At 73.8% G+C, this 17,899-nt stretch carries 18 protein-coding genes; 13 read left to right on the top strand and 5 right to left on the bottom strand.

Annotated features, from left to right (window positions below; all coding sequences use genetic code 11):
* The first annotated feature begins 28 nt into the window (after positions 1-28).
* The 6 genes from C1I92_RS15550 to C1I92_RS15575 are packed head-to-tail and all read left to right on the top strand — an operon-like array spanning position 29 to position 8,549.
* Entirely contained in the window at positions 29-1,423 is a 1,395-nt protein-coding gene (locus C1I92_RS15550; RefSeq protein ID WP_111255567.1) for a diaminobutyrate--2-oxoglutarate transaminase family protein, read from the top strand.
* Complete coding sequence (locus C1I92_RS15555; protein WP_111255568.1) at positions 1,420-2,871, top strand: pyridoxal phosphate-dependent decarboxylase family protein; 1,452 nt, start codon at positions 1,420-1,422, stop codon at positions 2,869-2,871. The genes C1I92_RS15550 and C1I92_RS15555 overlap by 4 nt, the downstream gene beginning before the upstream one ends.
* Positions 2,868-4,952: an IucA/IucC family protein gene (locus C1I92_RS15560; protein ID WP_111255569.1), complete on the top strand. Its 2,085-nt coding sequence runs from the start codon at positions 2,868-2,870 to the stop codon at positions 4,950-4,952. Before C1I92_RS15555 ends, C1I92_RS15560 begins: the two co-directional genes overlap by 4 nt.
* Entirely contained in the window at positions 4,949-5,518 is a 570-nt protein-coding gene (locus tag C1I92_RS15565) for a GNAT family N-acetyltransferase (protein ID WP_111255570.1), read from the top strand. The genes C1I92_RS15560 and C1I92_RS15565 overlap by 4 nt, the downstream gene beginning before the upstream one ends.
* On the top strand, positions 5,515-6,810 hold the full coding sequence (locus tag C1I92_RS15570; protein WP_111255571.1) for a lysine N(6)-hydroxylase/L-ornithine N(5)-oxygenase family protein: 1,296 nt from the start codon (positions 5,515-5,517) through the stop codon (positions 6,808-6,810). The genes C1I92_RS15565 and C1I92_RS15570 overlap by 4 nt, the downstream gene beginning before the upstream one ends.
* Positions 6,807-8,549: an IucA/IucC family protein gene (locus C1I92_RS15575; RefSeq protein ID WP_111255572.1), complete on the top strand. Its 1,743-nt coding sequence runs from the start codon at positions 6,807-6,809 to the stop codon at positions 8,547-8,549. Before C1I92_RS15570 ends, C1I92_RS15575 begins: the two co-directional genes overlap by 4 nt.
* Positions 8,550-8,641: 92 nt before the next feature.
* Here C1I92_RS15575 and C1I92_RS15580 read toward each other — a convergent pair whose 3' ends face one another.
* From C1I92_RS15580 to C1I92_RS15590, 3 genes are read right to left on the bottom strand one after another with little or no spacing between them, the layout of a single operon-like run.
* Entirely contained in the window at positions 8,642-9,250 is a 609-nt protein-coding gene (locus tag C1I92_RS15580; protein WP_199521271.1) for a hypothetical protein, read from the bottom strand.
* A 25-nt stretch (positions 9,251-9,275) separates the two neighbouring features.
* Positions 9,276-9,905, bottom strand: a complete 630-nt coding sequence (locus C1I92_RS15585; protein WP_111255611.1) for an MBL fold metallo-hydrolase — start codon at positions 9,903-9,905, stop codon at positions 9,276-9,278.
* Positions 9,906-9,915: 10 nt separating this feature from the next.
* The gene (locus tag C1I92_RS15590) at positions 9,916-10,542 is read right to left on the bottom strand and encodes a cob(I)yrinic acid a,c-diamide adenosyltransferase (protein WP_111255573.1); all 627 of its coding nucleotides are present in this window, start codon (positions 10,540-10,542) and stop codon (positions 9,916-9,918) included.
* A 22-nt stretch (positions 10,543-10,564) separates the two neighbouring features.
* On the opposite strand from C1I92_RS15590, the gene C1I92_RS15595 reads away from it, so the two are divergent.
* Entirely contained in the window at positions 10,565-11,320 is a 756-nt protein-coding gene (locus C1I92_RS15595; protein WP_111255574.1) for an ABC transporter permease, read from the top strand.
* Here the strand turns inward: C1I92_RS15595 and C1I92_RS15600 are convergent.
* Positions 11,265-11,519, bottom strand: coding sequence for a hypothetical protein (locus C1I92_RS15600; protein WP_111255575.1), 255 nt, complete (start codon positions 11,517-11,519; stop codon positions 11,265-11,267). The genes C1I92_RS15595 and C1I92_RS15600 overlap by 56 nt on opposite strands.
* A 66-nt stretch (positions 11,520-11,585) precedes the next feature.
* Here C1I92_RS15600 and C1I92_RS15605 point away from each other — a divergent pair, with 66 nt between their 5' ends.
* From C1I92_RS15605 to C1I92_RS15625, 5 genes are all read left to right on the top strand, one after another.
* Positions 11,586-12,167, top strand: a complete 582-nt coding sequence (locus tag C1I92_RS15605; RefSeq protein ID WP_111255576.1) for a TetR/AcrR family transcriptional regulator — start codon at positions 11,586-11,588, stop codon at positions 12,165-12,167.
* Positions 12,168-12,403: 236 nt separating this feature from the next.
* Positions 12,404-13,333 carry a LysR family transcriptional regulator gene (locus tag C1I92_RS15610; protein ID WP_111255577.1) on the top strand — a complete coding sequence of 310 codons (930 nt, stop codon included), beginning with the start codon at positions 12,404-12,406 and terminating at the stop codon, positions 13,331-13,333.
* A gap of 92 nt (positions 13,334-13,425) precedes the next feature.
* Positions 13,426-14,166 carry an SDR family oxidoreductase gene (locus C1I92_RS15615; RefSeq protein ID WP_111255578.1) on the top strand — a complete coding sequence of 247 codons (741 nt, stop codon included), beginning with the start codon at positions 13,426-13,428 and terminating at the stop codon, positions 14,164-14,166.
* Positions 14,166-15,047 (top strand): SDR family oxidoreductase, encoded by an 882-nt coding sequence (locus C1I92_RS15620; protein ID WP_199521272.1) that lies wholly within the window; start codon positions 14,166-14,168, stop codon positions 15,045-15,047. The genes C1I92_RS15615 and C1I92_RS15620 overlap by 1 nt, the downstream gene beginning before the upstream one ends.
* On the top strand, positions 15,044-15,946 hold the full coding sequence (locus C1I92_RS15625) for an amidohydrolase family protein (RefSeq protein WP_111255579.1): 903 nt from the start codon (positions 15,044-15,046) through the stop codon (positions 15,944-15,946). The genes C1I92_RS15620 and C1I92_RS15625 overlap by 4 nt, the downstream gene beginning before the upstream one ends.
* Position 15,947: 1 nt before the next feature.
* Here the strand turns inward: C1I92_RS15625 and C1I92_RS15630 are convergent, their stop codons facing one another.
* On the bottom strand, positions 15,948-16,298 hold the full coding sequence (locus tag C1I92_RS15630) for a metallopeptidase family protein (protein WP_111255580.1): 351 nt from the start codon (positions 16,296-16,298) through the stop codon (positions 15,948-15,950).
* 68 nt (positions 16,299-16,366) lie between these two features.
* On the opposite strand from C1I92_RS15630, the gene C1I92_RS15635 reads away from it, so the two are divergent.
* Positions 16,367-17,896 carry a metallophosphoesterase family protein gene (locus C1I92_RS15635; RefSeq protein ID WP_146605154.1) on the top strand — a complete coding sequence of 510 codons (1,530 nt, stop codon included), beginning with the start codon at positions 16,367-16,369 and terminating at the stop codon, positions 17,894-17,896.
* Positions 17,897-17,899 lie beyond the last annotated feature (3 nt).

Here is a 17,899-nt window from a genome sequence, read left to right on the forward strand (position 1 = left end):
GATCATTCTCCGTGAAAGGACCGCGCCCGTGGCGTACCCCGAGGGTCTCAGGCTCGCCGAACCGCCAGCAACCGGAACCGCCGAACCCGCCGACGACCTGCTCGAACGCCAACGCCGCCGAGAGTCCTCCGCCCGCTCCTACCCCCGCCGGCTGCCGATCGCGCTGGTCGCGGCCAGCGGCAGCACCGTCCGCGACCGCCAGGGCCGCGAGTACCTCGACTGCCTGGCCGGCGCGGGCGCGCTGGCGCTGGGGCACCACCACCCGGTCGTCGTCCAGGCGCTGCGGGACGTCCTCGACGAGGGGACGCCGCTGTCGACGCTGGACCTGCCGACGCCGGTCCGGGACCGGTTCGTCGAGCAGCTCTTCGAGGTGCTGCCCGAGCCGCTGCGCGACGGCCGCATCTTGTTCTGCGGGCCGACCGGCGCCGACGCCGTCGAGGCGGCGGTCAAGCTGGCCCGGACCGCGACCGGCCGGTCCGGCGTCCTCGCGTTCGGCGGCGCCTACCACGGCATGACCCAGGGCACGCTCGCGCTGACCGGGCGCAAGGCGGTGAAGGAGCCGCTGGGCACGCTGTTGCCCGACGTCCACCACCTGCCGTTCCCGACGGCGTTCCGCTCGCCGTTCGGCGTGAGCGACAGCGACGGGGCCGCGATGGCCGGCCGGCTGGTGGAGTGGGCCCTGACCGACGACCTCAGCGGCATCGCGACGCCGGCCGCCGTCATCGCCGAGCCGGTGCAGGGCGAGGGCGGCGTGCAGCCGATGCCGCCGGCCTTCGCCGCGACCGTTCGCCGCGCCACCCGCGCGGCGAACACCGTCCTCATCGCCGACGAGGTGCAGACCGGCCTCGGCCGCACCGGCGACCTGTGGGCGAGCGAGGCGATCGGCCTGGATCCGGACGTGCTGGTGCTGTCCAAGGCGATCGGCGGCGGGCTGCCGCTGGCGGTGATCGTGCACCGCGGCGAGCTCGACGGCTGGCAGCCGGGCGCCCACGCCGGCACGTTCCGCGGCCAGACGCTGGCGCTCGCGGCGGGCGCGGCGACGATCCGCGAGGTGGTCCGCGCCGGGCTGGCGCAGCGGGCCCGCGAGGCCGGCCGCCGGCTGACCGAGGGACTGCTCGCCGTCGCCGCCGATGACCCCAGGGTCGGGCACGTCCGCGGCCGCGGCCTGATGGCCGGCGCCGAGCTGGTCGACCCCGGCGTGGTCGACGCGGACGGCGTCCCGGTGCCGGACGGCTGGCTGGCCGCCCGGGTGCAGCGCGCGATGCTGGAGCGCGGCGTCATCGTCGAGGTCGGCGGCACGCACGACGCCGTCGTCCGGTTCCTGCCGCCGCTGATCATCACCGACGACGAGCTGGACCGGGCGGTCGAGGCGTTCGGCGCGGCGCTGCGGTCGGTGCACGCGGACGAAGGTGCCGACCGATGACCGCACCGCTGTTCCTCGACGGAAGCCCGGCCGCGCACGACGCGCTGCGGGCCGCAGTCGCCGAGGTGCTCGCCGTCCTCACCGCGACCGACGAGCGCGGGCCGTTTCCGTCCGCCGGGCCGGCTCGGCTGCGCGAGACCGCCCAGGCGATCGAGCCGCTGCCCGACGACGCGGAGCCGCTCGGCGAGGTGCTCGCCGACGTCGGGCGGACGGTGCTCGCGAACGGCGCGCGGGTCACCGATCCGTGGTGCGCCGCCCACCTGCACCCGCCGACGCTGCTGACGGCGGCCGCGGCCGAGCTGGCGATCGCCGCGACGAACCAGTCGATGGACTCCTACGACCAGGCGCCGATGGCGACGTACGTCGAGGACCGGCTGGTCGGCCGGCTCAACGAGCTGATCGGGCTGCCGGCGACCGCGTCCGGGGTGCTGACGTCGGGCGGGACGGCGTCCAACCTGCTTGGGCTGCTGCTCGCCCGCGACCACGCCGCCGGCGGGGCGAACCTCAGCGGGCTGCCCGCCGGCGCTGGCCGCTGGCGGATCCTCGCGTCGGCCGGCGCGCACGTCAGCGTCCGGCAGGCCGCCGCCGTGCTGGGGCTGGGCCGGGACGCCGTCGTCGCGGTCGGCACCGATGACGACGGCCGGATGGACGTCGCGGCACTGGACCGGACGCTGGACCAGCTGGCGCAGACCGGCGCGGTGCCGATCGCCGTCGTGGGGACCGCCGGCACGACCGACACCGGCGCCGTCGACCCGCTGGCCGCTCTGGCCGACCGCGCCGCCGCGTGTGGCGCGTGGTTCCACGTCGACGCCGCCGTCGGATCGGCGCTCGTGCTCAGCGACCGGCTGAAGCCGCTGGTCGCGGGGCTGGAGCGGGCCGACTCGATCACCGCCGACCTGCACAAGCTGTGGTGGCAGCCGATCGGCGCGAGCGCGCTGCTGGTCCGGTCGGCGGCCTCGCTGGGCAGCGTGCGCGAGCCGGCCGACTACCTCAACCGCACCGAGGACGACGACGTGCTCAACCTCGTCGACCGGTCGCTGGACACGTCGCGCCGGTTCGACGCGCTGAAGATCCTGGTGTCGCTGCGCGCGACCGGCCGGCGGCGGCTGGCCGGGCTGGTGGAGCACCTGGTCGACCTGGCCGCGCTGGCCGGCGAGGCGGTCCGGCGGCGCGCGGACCTGGAGCTGCTGGCGCCGCCGCAGACGGTGACCGTACTGTTCCGCTGCCGCCCCGACGGCGTCGACGAGGACCGGCTGGACGCCCTCAACGTCGACGTCCAGCGGCGGTTGCTGACCTCCGGCCGGGCCGTTGTCGGGCGGACCCGGTATCGCGGCCGCGTCGCGCTGAAGCTGACCTTCACGAACCCGTTGACCAGCCCGGACGATGTCGCGGCGCTGCTCGCCGCGGTCGCCGCCGAGGCGTCTGCACGGGTGGGGGTGGCGGCATGACGGACGTGCTGGAGGCCGCCGCCCTGGCCGCTGCCGCGACGCCGACCCGGGCCGCGGACGATGCGACGGCGCATGCGCTGCTGTCGTGCTGGCTGCGCGAGGTGCCCGGGTGGACGCTGGTCGCCGCCGCCGACGCTGCCGCCGCCGACGCTGCCGGTGCGCAGTCCCCGCCCGGCCGGGTGGGCCACCGACTTTACGAGCAGGCACCGACAGACTCCGCCACGATCGGCGACACCACGGATGTGCAGACCCCGTACGGCTCCGCGCTCGCGCCCGACGCCTCGGTTCCGAGTGCGCAGACCCCGCCGGCATCGCCGAGCGCTCCTGCCGACGGCACTGCCGGTGCGCAGTCCCCGCCCGGCCGGGTGGGCCACCGACTTTACGACCAGGCACCGACAGACTCCGCCACGATCGGCGACACCGCTGGCAGGGGCGTCGGAACCAGCGGGGCGCGGATCATCATCCCGCTGCCGCGCTGGAACGCCCGCCTCATCGTCGGTGTCCGCCGGGTGTCCGCGACGTTCCGGCACCAGTTGGAGCTCCCGGCGCTGATCCAGGTCGGCGACGCCGAACCGCGCCCCGCCGGACTCGCGCAGCTGGCCGTCCTCCTCGCCGACGCGCTGCCGGGGACCACGGCGGAGCCGCTGGTCACGCGCGTCCTCGACAGCGCCGCCGCGGTCGCCGACCACCTGACCACCCGCGCCGCCGACATCGACCGGCTCTGGTCGGCCGAGCCGCTGCCGTTCATCGAGTCCGAGCAGGCGCTGCTGCTCGGTCACCTCGTCCACCCGACCCCGAAGAGCCGCGGCGAGCTGGGCGCCGTCGAGCGCCGCCGGTACTCCCCCGAGACCGCGGGCGCCTTCCCAGTGCACTGGCTGGCCGTCGACCGCGACCTGGTCCGCCACGGCAGTGCCCTCGACGCGTCCGCGCCGGAGCTGGCCGAGGCGCTGCTGCGCGACGATCCCGCCGTCGACCGGTCCGTCCTGGCCCAAGCCCGCGGCGACCGGATCCTGCTGCCCGCCCACCCGTTCGAGGCCGCGCACCTGCGCGCGGCGCCGGACACCGTGGACCTGTTCGAGTCCGGCGCGGTCGTCGACCTCGGCCCGCTGGGCGCGCCGTTCCGGCCGACCACGTCGGTGCGGACGCTCTACCGGGCCGACAGCCCATGGCAGCTCAAGTTCAGCCTGCACGTCCGCGTCACGAACTCCATGCGCGTCACGCTGGCGAAGGAGCTGGACCGCGCAGTCGAGTCGGCGGCGCTCGCGCGCACCGTCGTCGGCGCCCGGACGCGGGAGGCCGCGCCCCACTTCGTCCTCGTCCAGGACCCCGCCTACCTGACGGTTGCCCGCGGCGACACCGTGCTGAACGGCTTCTCCGTCCTGCTTCGCGAGAACCGCTGGAACCAGCAGGGGCCGGCCGACGTCACAGCGCTCACCACGCTGTGCCAGGACCATCCGTACGGCGGACGCAGCCGCCTGGCCGCGATCGTCGCGGCGCTGGCCGCACGGACCGGCCGGGCCGAGGACGACGTCGCCCGCGAGTGGTTCGGCCGGTTCTGCGACGTCGTCGTGCGGTCGCTGGTCCGGCTCTACCTCGACGTCGGCCTGTGCTTCGAGGCGCACCAGCAGAACACGCTGGTCGAGCTGGACGGCGGCTGGCCGGTCCGCGGCGCCTACCGCGACAGCCAGGGCTACTTCCACCGCGAGGCCGCCCACGGCGACCTGACCGCCGTCATCCCCGGGCTGGGCGAGGTCACCGAGTCGATCTTCCCCGAGGAACTGGCCGACGAGCGGCTGGTCTACTACCTGTTCGTCAACCTCACGCTCGGCGTGGTCAACGCGCTCGGCCCGGCGGTCGATGAGTCCACTCTCCTCAGCGACCTGAGAAGGGTGCTGACGGAGGAACGCGCGCGCGGCGGCCAGTACCCCGCGACGCTGCTGGACCGGCTGCTCGACGACGAGCGCTGGCCGTGCAAGGCGAACCTGCTGACGCGGGCGCACGACCTGGACGAGCTGGTCGGCGACATCGCCACCCAGTCGGTGTACGTGACGCTGCCGAACCCGCTGGCGGTGAGCCGATGAGCTGGTCGGTCACGCTGCCGGGAGCGGCGGTGGAGCTGACGTTCGCGCCGGTCCGGCCGGACGATGACGCCGAGCTGATCCACGACTGGATGAACCGCTCGCACGTCGTGCCGTGGTGGCAGCTCGGGGTGTCGCTGCCGGAGATCCACAGCTATCTGGCCGGGCTGACGCACCTGCGGCCGTGGCTCGTGTCGGCGCACGGCGTCCCGTTCGGCTACGTCGAGACGTACGTCGTCGCCGAGGACGCGCTGGCCGGCTACTACCCGGCGCGGTCCGACGACCAGGGCTTCCACCTGCTGGTCGGGCCGCTGTCGATGCTCGGGACCGGGGTGCCGCGGCTCATGGGCCGGGCGATCCTGGCCTGGCTGCTCAACCGCGGCGACCGTGCCGTCTGCGAGCCCGACGTCCGCAACGGCCGCATGCTCGCGTACTGCGACCGGCTCGGGCTGACGTCGCTGGGTGAGGTCGACCTGCCGGAGAAGCGCGCGGCAATCCTGGCCTGCGAGCGGGCGACCTTCGACGCCCGCTGGCCGGACGACCGCGCCGCGGTGGGGGTGCTCGAATGACCGAGTACGACGTCATCGGCGTCGGGCTGGGGCCGTTCAACCTGGGCCTGGCCGCGCTGCTCTCGCCCGTCGACGACGTCGACGCGGTGTTCTTCGAGGCGGCGCCGCGGTTCGCCTGGCACCCCGGCCTGATGCTGCCCGGCACGACGCTGCAGGTCCCGTTCCTGGCCGACCTCGTCACGCTGGCCGACCCGACCAGCCGCTGGTCCTTCCTCAACTACCTGCACGAACGCGGCCGGCTCTACCGGTTCTACTTCTACGAGCGGTTCCACGTGCCGCGGGCGGAGTTCGACGCGTACGCCCGCTGGGTCGCGGAGTCGCTGCCGTCCTGCCGGTTCGGCTCGCGAGTGACGGCGGTGGAGCCCGACGGCGGCGGCTGGCGCGTCGTCGTCGAGACGCCCGGCGGAGTCGAGGAGCACCGGGCCCGGTCGGTCGTGTTCGGCGTCGGCACCCGGCCGGCCGTGCCCGCCGTCGCCCGGTCCGTGCTCGGCGAGAGCGTCTTCCACACCGAGGACTACCTGACCTACCGGGAGAAGGCGGTGACGGCGTCCGCCGTCACCGTCGTCGGATCCGGGCAGAGCGCCGGCGAGGTCGTCGCCGACCTGCTGGAGGCCGGGCTGCCCGGCGGGCTGACGGTGGACTGGTTCACGCGGTCGCGCGGGTTCCTGCCGATGGAGTACTCCAAGCTCGGGCTGGAGCACTTCACGCCCGAGTACACCTCCTACTTCCACGGCCTGCCCGCGGTCCGTCGCGACGAGATCCGGGCCGGCCAGGACCTGCTCTACAAGGGGCTGTCCGCCGAGACCAGCGAGCGGATCTACGACCTGCTCTACGCCGCGACGGTGGACCGCGCCGACCCGCCGGTCGTGTACGCCGGCGGCTGCGAGCTGGTGGCGATCTCGCCGTCGCCGGTGCCCGGACGGCGCTGGCGGCTGACCTGGCGGCACCGCGACCTGGACCGCACGTTCACCCGCGACACCGACGTCGTCGTGCTCGGGACCGGGCACGAGCCGTCCCCGCTGCCCGTGCGTGACGGCGTGCTGGCGCGCGACGCGCTCGGCCGGCCGGAGGTGTCGCTGGACTACCGGCTGACGCTGGCGTCCGGCGCGCCGTCGACGCTGTTCGCGCAGAACGCCGAGCTGCACACGCACGGCGTCGGCGCGCCGGACCTGGGCCTGGGCGCGCACCGCAACTCCGTCATCGTCAACCAGCTGGCCGGCCGCGAGGTCTACCCGGTCCGCGACCGCACCGTCTACCAGAGCTTCGGCGTCCCCGAGGAGGCCCGTCCATGACCGCGTTCGGCCTGGAGCACTGGGAGCGGGCGAACCGCGAGCTGATCGCGAAGCTGCTCACCGAGTTCGGCTACGAGGAGATCATCCCGCTGTCCGGCGCCGTGTCGGTGGAGCTGCCGGGAGCGACGCTGACCGGACGGGCGACGCGGCGGGCACTGGGCTGGTGGCGGGTGGATCCGTCGTCGCTCGAGCTGGCCGGCGGCGGGGCGCTGCCGGACGCCGTCGACGTGTTCACCGCGGTGCTTCTGGCGGCCGGGGCGGAGGCGGCGACCGTCGCCGGCGCGGTGTCCGAGCTGTCGTCGACGCTGCTCACCGACGCGCGCCAGCTGGCGACCGCGCGGCCGGCTGCCGAGCTCGTCGACCTGGAACCTGTGCTGGTCGAGGCCGAGCTGACCGGGCATCCGTGGATCGTCGCGAACAAGGGCCGGGTCGGGTTCGGCGCCGACGACCTGCTCGCGTACCCGCCGGAGGCGCGGGCCGACGTCCGGCTGCTGTGGCTGGCCGCGTCGCCGGCGGTCGCGGACGCCGTCGGGCTGGATCACCCCGCTGTCGTACGGGAGCAGGTCGGGGACGCGGCGTTCGAGGCGCTGCTGGCGGGCGCGCAGCTCGGCGGGCTGGACCCGTCGACCTGCGTGTTCGTGCCGGTGCACCCGTGGCAGTGGGCGCACCGGATCCAGTCGCTGCACGCGGGCCAGCTGGCCCGCGGCGAGCTGGTGTTCCTCGGCGAGGGGCCGGCTCGGTACCGGCCGCAGCTGGCGATCCGCACGATGACCGACCTCGACGACCCGGCCCGGCGGTACCTCAAGCTGCCGCTGTCGATCCTCAACACGTCTGTCTATCGGGGGCTGCCGCGGGAGCGGACGCTGGCGGCGCCGGCCCTCACGTCGTGGCTGTCGTCGGTGGTCGCCGGGGACGCGTTTCTGCAGGAGAGCGGGCTGATCCTGCTCGGCGAGGTGGCCGGCGTCAGCGTCGCGCACCCGACGTACGCCTCGCTGCCGGGCGTGCCGTACCAGTACACGGAGCTGCTCGGCGCGATCTGGCGCGAGCCGATCCAGCCGTACCTGCGCGACGGCGAGCAGGCGGTCTCGCTGGCCGCCCTCCTGCACGTCGACCCATCCGGCGGCTCGTTCGCGGCGGAGCTGGTGTCGCGGAGCGGGCTGTCGCCGGCCGAGTGGGTCGCACGGCTGCACGCCGCGGTGCTGCCACCGCTGCTGCACGTGCTGTACAAGTACGGCGCGATGTTCTCGCCGCACGGGCAGAACTGCATGATCGTGCACCGTGACGGCGTGCCGACGCGGCTGGTCGTCAAGGACTTCGTCGACGACCTGGCGATCTGCTCGGAGTCGATCCCCGAGCACGCGGACCTCCCGCCGGACGTCCGCGCCGCGCTGGCCGACGTGATCCTGGACGGGAAGACGCTGCGCAAGTATCTGCAGAACGGGCTGCTGATCTGCGTGTACCGGTATCTGGCGGAGATCTGCGCCGACGTTCTCGGGCTGCCGGAGGCCGATTTCTGGGCGTCCGCCCGGGCGGTGCTCGTCTCGTACCAGGACCGGTTCCGCGGCGAACTGGCCGACCGGTACACGCTGTTCGACCTGGAGTCGCCGACGTTCCCGAAGCTGTGCCTGAACCGGCTGCGGCTGTTCGAGCGCGGCTACGCCGACGACCCCGAACGCCCCGTCATCTCCGCCCTCGGCACCGTCCCCAACCCCTTGGCACCGACGTTCACCCCGGAATGATCACGTTGAGTTGGGGTGCTCCCGCTTCACCAGGCATGCACGCCTGGGGAAGCGGGAGGGATCCTACTTGACGTGATCATTCCCACGAGGGGTCAGTGGAGGTCGTTGCGGCGCCAGAGGGCAGCAGCGCGTTCGAGCTCTTCCGCCATGCGGAGGTTGCCCTTGGCGAGCCGGGTCTGCCGTTCGCCGTCCGCCTCCCCCATGTCGTCGGCGGAGTGCGCACGGCCGGCGGCGACGACCCGGCAGAACGCGGCCGCCCGTTCCAGTGCGACCGCGAAGTCGCCGGTGAACGCGCTGGTCAGCACCGCGTCGCCGAGCGCGGCCACCTCGGCCGGACCCGGCGGGTGTGCGACGCCGGCGACCGCCGTCGACACCTCCGCGACCCGCTCGCCGACGGCGAAGACGCGGGCCGCCTCGGAGCCGTTGCGGTGCACCCAGCTGCGCAGCAGGTACAGCGACCAGAGCGTGCCGGGCAGCGTGTCGGCGCCGGAACCGCGCCACAGCTCGGCCATCTCGTCCAGGCCGAGCCGGTCGGCGAGGTCGAGCAGCCGCGGCGCCGCGCCGGGCTCGGATCGGGCCGCCTGCAGGACGGCGGCCGCGGTGGCGTGCGCGACGGCGGTGCGGTCGGCGGGATCGGGGTCGCCGAGCAGTTCGGGCATGTCGGGGCGCAGCTGCGGGCGCCGGTGGCTGCCTTCGGTCACGTCACCATTGTCCACTGTCGTCCGGTCAGGCCTCGAACGCGCCGCCGGGAGCCAGCACGCGCAGCTCCGTCTCCTCCGGCGCGAGCTTCTCGTACAGGTTGTAGAAGAAGTCGGGCGCGGCCAGCAGCGCCTCGTGGATCGGGACCGCGACGTTCGGCGTCAGCGCCCGCAGGTAGTCGGCCGACTCGCTCAGCTTCAGCCACGGCGCGGCCGTCGGCAGCCCGAGGATCTCGACGTCGACGTCGGGGATCGTGAACGAGTCGCCCGGGTGCAGGAACCGGCCGCCGATCAGGTAGGCGACGTTCGGGATGACCGGCACGTCGGGGTGGATCACCGCGTGCTGGCCGCCGAACACGTCGATGCCGGTGCCGACGTGCAGCCGCTCGCCCGGCTGGACACCGGTGGCGGCGATGCCGGACTCGGCCAGGACGGCCGCGCTGCCGCCGTCGGTGTAGAGCGTCGCGTCAGGGTTGGCCGCCAGCAGCGCCGGCAGCCGGCCGACGTCGAGGTGGTCCGGGTGCTGGTGGGTGACCAGCACCGCCGTCAGCCCCGTCAGCGTCTCGAAGCCGTGCGAGAAGCCGCCCGGGTCGATGAGGACGCGAGCGTCGCCGTCCTCGACGAGAACACAGGAGTGCTCGAACTTCGTCAGCCTCATGATCTCGAGGCTAGCGCCGGCTCGGCGGTTCCGCGCGGCCACCGCCCGGCTGCCACAGGACGTCGCCGGCGGCCCGGTTGGCGTAGCGGGCCAGGATGAACAGCAGATCGGAGAGCCGGTTGAGGTAGGTGGCGGTGAGCGGGTTGACGCCGTCGATGTCGCCGCTGCCGTACTCCTCGACCGCCCGCCAGGCCGATCGCTCCGCTCGCCGCACGACGGTGGTGGCGACGTGCAGCTGCGCGGCCGTGACGGTGCCGCCGGGCAGGATGAACGACGTCAGCTTCGGCACCTCGGCGTTGTAACGGTCGCAGTCGGCCTCCAGCTCCTCGATCCAGGCGGCCTGGACCCGCAGCGGCGGGTGCTCGTACTCGGGCTTCAGCGGCACGCAGAGGTCGGCGCCGACGTCGAAGAGGTCGTTCTGGACCCGCTGCAGCACGGCCAGCACGTCGGGGCCGAGGTCGCCGCCGCCGGCGCCGGAGCGCTCCAGCGCGATCGCCACCCCGATGGCCGCGTTGGCCTCGTTGGCGTCGGCGTACGCGGCCAGCCGCGGGTCGGTCTTGCGGGTGCGGCTGAAGTCGCCCAGCCCGGTCGTGCCGTCGTCGCCGGTGCGGGTGTAGATCCTCGTCAGCCTCACCATGTCCCCACACTACGGTGACGAGATGTCCTCGACTCTGCTGCCGGTCGGTCCGGGTCTCGTCGTCACGATGGTGGTTCTCGTCGTGGTCGCCGTCGCCGTGAGCGCCGTCGCGCACCTCGGCCACGACCGCGCGGTGGTGACGGCGGCCGTGCGGGCGGTCGTCCAGCTCGCCGCCGTCGCGCTGGTGCTGGCCGCCGTCGTCGAGGTAGAGCCGCTGACGGCCGCGTTCCTGCTGGTGATGCTCGCGACGGCGACGGTGACCGCGGGGCGCCGGATCACCAGCGACCGGTCCTGGTGGCGGGCGGTCGTGCCGGTGGCGGCCGGTCCGCTGCTGGTGGTGACGGCCCTGCTGGCCGTCGGCGTCCTGCCGACGACGCCGCTGGCGGTGATCGCGGTCGCCGGGATCCTGATCGGCGGCGCGATGACGGCGTCCGCGCTGGCCGGACGGCGCGCGCTGGACGAGCTGGAGACGCGACGGGGTGAGGTGGAGGCCGCGCTGTCGGTCGGCCTGTTGCCGCGCGACGCCGCGCTGGAGATCGCCCGGCCGCAGGCGGCGACGGCGCTGATCCCGGCGCTGGACCAGACCCGCACCGTCGGTCTGGTGGTGCTGCCGGGCGCGTTCGTCGGCATGCTCATCGGCGGCGCCGACCCGATCCAGGCCGGCGCCGTTCAGCTGTTCGTGCTGATCGGACTGCTGGCGGTCGAGACGGCCGCCGTCGCGCTCACGATCGAACTGGTTGCCCGCGGCGCGATCGTCCGGCCGGCAGCCGGGCACTGACCCGCGTCAGCGCCGGCACGACGAGGTAGACGGCGACCGGCACGACCAGCAGCGTCAGCACCAGCGTGCTCAGCGGCGTCGGCAGGTCGCCGGTGAGCGGGCGGAGCAAGAACTGCCCGAGCGTCACGAGCGGGTAGATGGCCAGCCAGATGATCACGGCGCGGCGGTGGACGGAGGGTGGACGGTTTTCCAACTGCATGGTTGGAGTTTGCGCCAGTCGGCCGCAAAAAGCAACTAGACGGTTGGAGATTGCTACGGTGCTGTCATGCCGTGGGACACCGAGGCGACCCGTCGCCGCCTCCTGGACGCCGCCGTCGAGGAGTTCGCCGAGTACGGGCCTGCCGGCGCCCGCGTCGACCGCCTCGCCCGGTCCGCCGGCGTCAACAAGGAGCGCATCTACCAGTACTTCGGCGACAAGGACGGGCTGTTCCGGGCCGTGCTGACACAGGAGCTCCAGCGCCTCGCCGAGGCCGTCCCGCTCACGCCGGAGCAGGCCGGCGACCTCGGCGACTACGCCGGGCGGCTGTTCGACCACCACACCGACCACCCGCACCTCCTCCGGCTGCTGCACTGGGAGGGCCTGGTCAGCGGCGGCGAGGTCGTCGCCGAGACGAAGCGGGCGATGCATCTGCAGGAGAAGGTCGCGGCGGTCGCCGACGCACAGCGGCGCGGGCTGGTGACCGGCGCGGTCGGCGCCGGTCAGCTGCTCTACGGCCTCATGGCGCTGGTCGACTGGTGGTTCGTCGTGCCGCACGTCGCCCGGATGACGGTCGGCGCCGACGGCCTGGACCGCGCGACGCAACGGGCCGCCGTCGTCGAGCTGGCCCGCCGGATGACCGCGCCCTGACCGGCCCGAACCGCTCTGCGGCGTGTCGTCAAGGTGATCCTTCCCACGCCACAACGCTGGGAACAACCACGGACATCGGGTAGTTTCAGGTACTGGCGACAGCCCTTCGGGGCTCTCGCTGGGCGGCGGGCCGTGGTAACCCCGGGTCCCACTTATAGCCGCTACGAGCGGCCGTTGCGCCGAGAGGCGTTCCCGGCCCGGCGCCCGAACCATCCCGCGTAGGCCACACTGGCTGCGTGGAGCTCAGGCAGTTGGAGTACTTCGTCGCCGTCGCGCACGAGAAGAGCTTCACGCTGGCGGCGAAGCGACTGCACGTCGTCCAGAGCGCCGTCTCCGCGGCCATCGCCGCGCTGGAGAAGGACCTCAAGGTCACCCTGTTCGAGCGCAACGCGCAGCGGGTGGTGCTGACCGAGGCCGGCGCGGCCCTGCTGCCGGAGGCGCTGGCGGTGCAGGACGCCGTCCAGGGCGCGCACGACGTCGTCGACGAGCTCGGCAGCGGCCTGCGCGGCCGGGTCCGGATGGCGATGCTCGGCGGTCTGGCGCTGATCGACCTTCCCGCCGTCGCGGGCCTGTTCCGGGCCCGCTACCCCGGTGTGGAGCTGCAGCTGCGGGTCGAGGCGAGTGGGTCGTCGGGCAACCTGGCGGCGCTGCTGGCCGGCGACTGCGACGTCGCGCTCCTGGCCCTGAGCGGGCCGGCGCACCCGGATCTGGCCACGTGGGAACTGGTCCGCGTGCCGAACGTGCTGGCGGTGCCGGTGCGGCACCGGCTGGCCCGGCGCCGCCGGGTGATCCTGGCCGATCTCGCCGACGAGAGCTTCGTCGACTTCCCACCCGGCTTCACGAACCGCGCGATCGCGGACCAGGTGTTCGAGGCCGCCGGCCTCTCCCGTCGCATCGCCGTCGAGGTGGCCGGCGTCGACGAGGCCGCCGCGTTCGTCCGCCACGAGGTGGGCGTCGCGCTGCTGCCCGAGTACGCGGCCCGGCTCACGGACGGGGTGCGCGTGCTGCCGGTCGACGGGCAGTCGTTCGAGTGGGCCGTGCACCTGGCGACCCTGCGCCGGCGCCGGCCGCCCGCGGCGCTGCGGGCGCTGCTGGGGCTGGTGACGCAGCACGTCCGGTTGCTCGACGGCACGGTCGCCGGCCGGGACTTGCATCGCGCGAACTGATCCTGGCATCGAAGAGATTCGTTTGTATTGATGCTTCTCGGATTCCACGATCGAGGTGTCAGCACACACCTCAGATCCGGAAGGACCCGGTCATGACCGACCAGAACACACCTCGCGTCGCGATCGTCACGGGCGGCTCGCGCGGCATCGGCCGCGAGACCGCCGCCCGGCTGGGCCGCGAGGGCTATGCCGTCGGCGTCACCTATGGCGGCTCGAAGGACGAGGGCGAGCAGGCGGCCGCCGAGGTCGTCGCCGCGGGCGGGCAGGCCATCGCCGTCCAGGCCGACGTCGCCGACGAGCACTCCGTCGCCGCCCTCTTCGACGAGGTCGAGCGGGCCTTCGGCGGCGTCGACGTCGTCGTCAACGCCGCCGGCATCATGCGGCTCGCGCCGCTGGCCGACCTCGACCTCGCCGAGCTCGACGCCCACCTGCGCACCAACGTCCGCGGGACCTTCGCCGTCGACCAGCAGGCCGCCCGCCGGCTGCGTCGGGGCGGCGCCATCGTCAACGTGTCCAGTTCGCTGACGCGGTTCTCGCGACCCGGCTACGCCGCCTACGCGGCCAGCAAGGGCGCCGTCGAGGCGATCACGCTGATCCTGGCCCGCGAGCTGCGGGGCCGGGACATCACTGTCAACGCCGTCGCGCCCGGCCCCACCGCGACCGCGCTGTTCCTCGACGGCAAGCCGCAGGAGCTGCTCGACCGGCTGGCCGCCGAGGCGCCGCTGGAGCGCATCGCCGAGCCGTCGGACATCGCCGAGGTCATCGCGTTCCTGGCCGGACCGGCGCGCTGGGTCAACGGCCAGACGCTGTACGCGAACGGCGGTGCGATCTGATGGGCACGATCCTCATCAGCGGCGCGTCCAGCGGCTTCGGCGCACTCACCGCCCGCGCCCTGGCCGACGCCGGCCACACCGTCTACGCGGGGATGCGCGACGTCGCCGGCCGCAACGCCACCGCGGCGGCCGAGGCGCGGGCCTACGCCGGCGGCACGTTGCGCGCCGTCGAGCTCGACGTCAGCTCCGACGAGTCCGCCCGGCAGGCCGTGGCGACCGTCGTCGGCGAGCAGGGCCGGCTGGACGTCCTGCTCCACAACGCCGGTCACATGGTCACCGGCCCGGCCGAAGCGTTCACGCCCGAGCAACTCGCCCAGCTCTACGACACGAACGTCGTCGGCACCCAGCGGCTCAACCGCGCCGCCCTGCCCGTGCTGCGCCGGCAGCACGACGGCCTGGTCGTCTGGGTCGGCAGTTCCAGCACCCGCGGCGGTACCCCGCCGTATCTGGCGCCGTACTTCGCGGCGAAGGCCGGGATGGACGCGCTGGCCCAGAGCTACGCGCTGGAGCTGTCGCGGTTCGGCATCGAGACCACCATCGTGGTCCCCGGCGCGTTCACCAAGGGCACCAACCACTTCGCGCACAGCGGCTCGCCGGCCGACATCGCCGTCGCCGCCGAGTACGAGGAGCGCTACGCCGGCCTGATGGACGACGTCAGGCAGCGGCTCGCCGGGCTCGAGCCGGAGTGGGCCGACGTCGCCGACGTCGCCCGGGCCATCGTCGACGTCGTCGGCGCCGAGAAGGGCCGCCGCCCGTTCCGCGTCCACATCGACCCCTCCGACGACGGCTCGGTCGCCGTCAACGCCGTCGCCGACCGCATCCGCGCCGACTTCCTGCTGCGGATCGGCCTGTCCGACCTGCTGCACCCGAGCGTCTCGTGACGCTCGTCGACGTGCACGCGCACTTCCTCACCGAGGAGTACGTGGCCGCGGCCGTGCGAGCCGGGCACCTCGCCCCCGACGGGATGCCCGGCTGGCCGCGGTGGTCGGTCTCGTCGCAGCTCGAGCTGATGGACCGGCACGGGATCTCGCGTGCCGTGCTGTCGGTCTCGTCGCCCGGCGTGCACTTCGGTGACGACGTCCGGGCCCGAGTGCTGGCCAGGCGGGTGAACGAGGCGGCCGCGGGACTGGCCGCCGAGCGGCCGGACCGGTTCGGGTTCCTCGCCGCGCTCCCGCTGCCCGACCTCGACGGCGCGCTGGCCGAGACCGGGCACGCGCTGGACCAGCTGGCGGCGTCCGGGGTGGCGGTGCTGACCAACGCCGCCGGCCGCTACCCCGGCGACCCGCGGCTGGAGCCGTTGTGGCGGTTCCTCGACGAGCGGGAGGCCGTGGTCCTGCTGCACCCGACCTCGCCGCCGAACTGGCGCGACGTCGCGCTGGACCGGCCCCGGCCGCTCATGGAGTTCGTGTTCGAGGGGGTGCGGGCGGTCGGCGACCTGGTGCTCTCCGGGGTGCTGACGCGCCATCCGCGGATCCGGTTCGTGGTCGGCGACGCCGGGTCGGTGCTGCCGCTGCTGGCGTCGCGGCTGGAGCTCCTCGCCGACGACGGGGCCCGGCTCGCGGCGCAGCTGGACCGGCTGTGGGTCGATCTCGGGACGTCCGGCCTCTGGCCGTCGGGGTCCGAGCAGGTGGTCTACGGCAGCGGGTTCTGCTTCACGCCGGCGGCGGGGGTCGCCCGGCAGCTGAGCCGGCTGGACCGGGCCGGCGGCGACTGGCGTGCGACCACGACGGCGAACGCGGCGCGGCTGCTCGGCGATGTGCCGCTCGCCGCGCGGGGGTAGGTCACGACCAGCCGAGCTCGTGCAGCCGCTCGTCGTCGATGCCGAAGTGGTGCGCGACCTCGTGCACGACGGTGATCAGCACCTCGTCGACGGCGTCGTCGCGGGTGTCGCAGATGCGCAGGATCGGCAGCCGGAACAGCCTGATCGTGTCCGGCAGCACGCCGGTGTACCACTCGCCGCGCTCGGTCAGCGGCGTACCCTCGTACAGCCCGAGGATGTCGGGCTCGTCGGCCGGCGCCTCGTCCTCGATCAGGATGACGACGTTGTTCATCATCTCGGCCAGTTCCGGCGGGATCTCGTCGATCGCCTCGGACACCAGCCGTTCGAACTCCGCCTCGGTCAGCTCCAGCACGGCACCAGTCTCGCCTGCCGCGATGGGCGGAGCCGTTTCCGGGGGCGGAAATGTGTTACCAACGAGACGTGGAGGTAGCGACGGAGACGAGTCCGCCGGGGGACCCGGCGCCGCGCCGGGAGTGGCAGGACTACGCCCGCCCGGCGACCTGGCCACCGTGGCTGCGTCGCACGTTCACGCTGCTCAGCCCGGTCGCGCTGGCGCTCGTCGGCGCGTGGATCGCGTTGGCCGTCGCCGGCACCACGCAGGCCTACGTGGGGCCGCTGGCCATCGACGTCGCGTTCCGGCCGGCGTTCACCGGCGAGTCGGTCATCGAGCTGGACCCCGTCGGCGCCGTCGTCCTGGACACCCACTCCGGACCGGTGCAGCTGAACATCTCCGTCCGCGAGGTCGACCTCGACGGCCTCAACGGCTACGTCAACGACCCGTACTCGCTGGCCGGCCTGGACGACCAGATCGGCGCCGGCATCCAGGACGTCATCGTCGACGCTGCGGTCCGGGCCGGCCTCACGGCGGTCGTCGGCGGGACGCTGGCGGCGCTGCTGGTGCTGCGCTCGGTGCGGCGGACGGCGCTGGCGGCCGGCGTCGCCCTCGCCGCGGTGCTCGGCGGGTACGGGCTGACGGCGCTGACGTTCGACCCCGACGCCGTCCGGGAGCCGGCGTACACCGGGCCGCTGGCGGCCGCGCCGCAGCTGATCGGCAACGCCGAGGACATCGCGACGAACTTCGACGCCTACGCCGACCAGCTGGCCGGCTTCGTCGCCAACGTCGCCGCCGTCTACGACACGACGCTGAACCTGGAGACGTTCCAGCCCAACGACGACACGATCCGCGTCCTGCACGTGTCGGACCTGCATCTCAACCCGGCCGCCTGGGACATCATCGACGCCGTCGCCGAGCAGTACGCCGTCGACGTCATCGTCGACAGCGGCGACATCGTCGACCAGGGGACGCCGCTGGAGAACTCCTACGTGCGCCCGATCGCCGACCTCGGCCGGCCCTACGTCTTCGTCAAGGGCAACCACGACTCCGTCGCCACCGCGGCCGCCGTCGCCGCCGCACCCAACGCCGTCGTCCTGGACGGCGAGCCGGCCGAGGTGGCCGGGCTGCGCTTCCTCGGCGCGCCGGACCCCCGGTTCACGCCGGACAAGTCCGTGCGCGGCGTCCCCGACGAGGTCATCCGCGAGGGCACCGAGGAGTTCGCCGACGAGGCGGCCGAGCTCGACCCGCCCCCGGACGTCATCGTCTACCACGACCCCAGCCACGCCGAGCTGTTCGACGGCATCGCGCCGCTGGTGCTGTCCGGCCACGCCCACAAGCGCGACACGTATGTCCTCGACGACGGCACGCGGGTCATGGTCCAGGGCTCCACCGGCGGCGCCGGGCTGCGCGGCCTACGTGACGAAGATCCCACTCCGGTCAATCTGTCGGTGCTCTACTTCGATCCGGAGACGAAAGGGCTCGTGGCCTGGGACGATCTGACCCTCGGCGGCCTCGGCCAGACCAGCGCCGAGATCGACCGCCACCAGGCCGGCGAGGACGACGGCGCAGCCCAGGGCCCCGAGGACCCGTCGCCAGCTCCCGATTTGGAGAACTGAGCG

It is taken from the genome of Jiangella anatolica, assembly GCF_003236295.1.
GTDB classification, from domain to species: domain Bacteria; phylum Actinomycetota; class Actinomycetes; order Jiangellales; family Jiangellaceae; genus Jiangella; species Jiangella anatolica.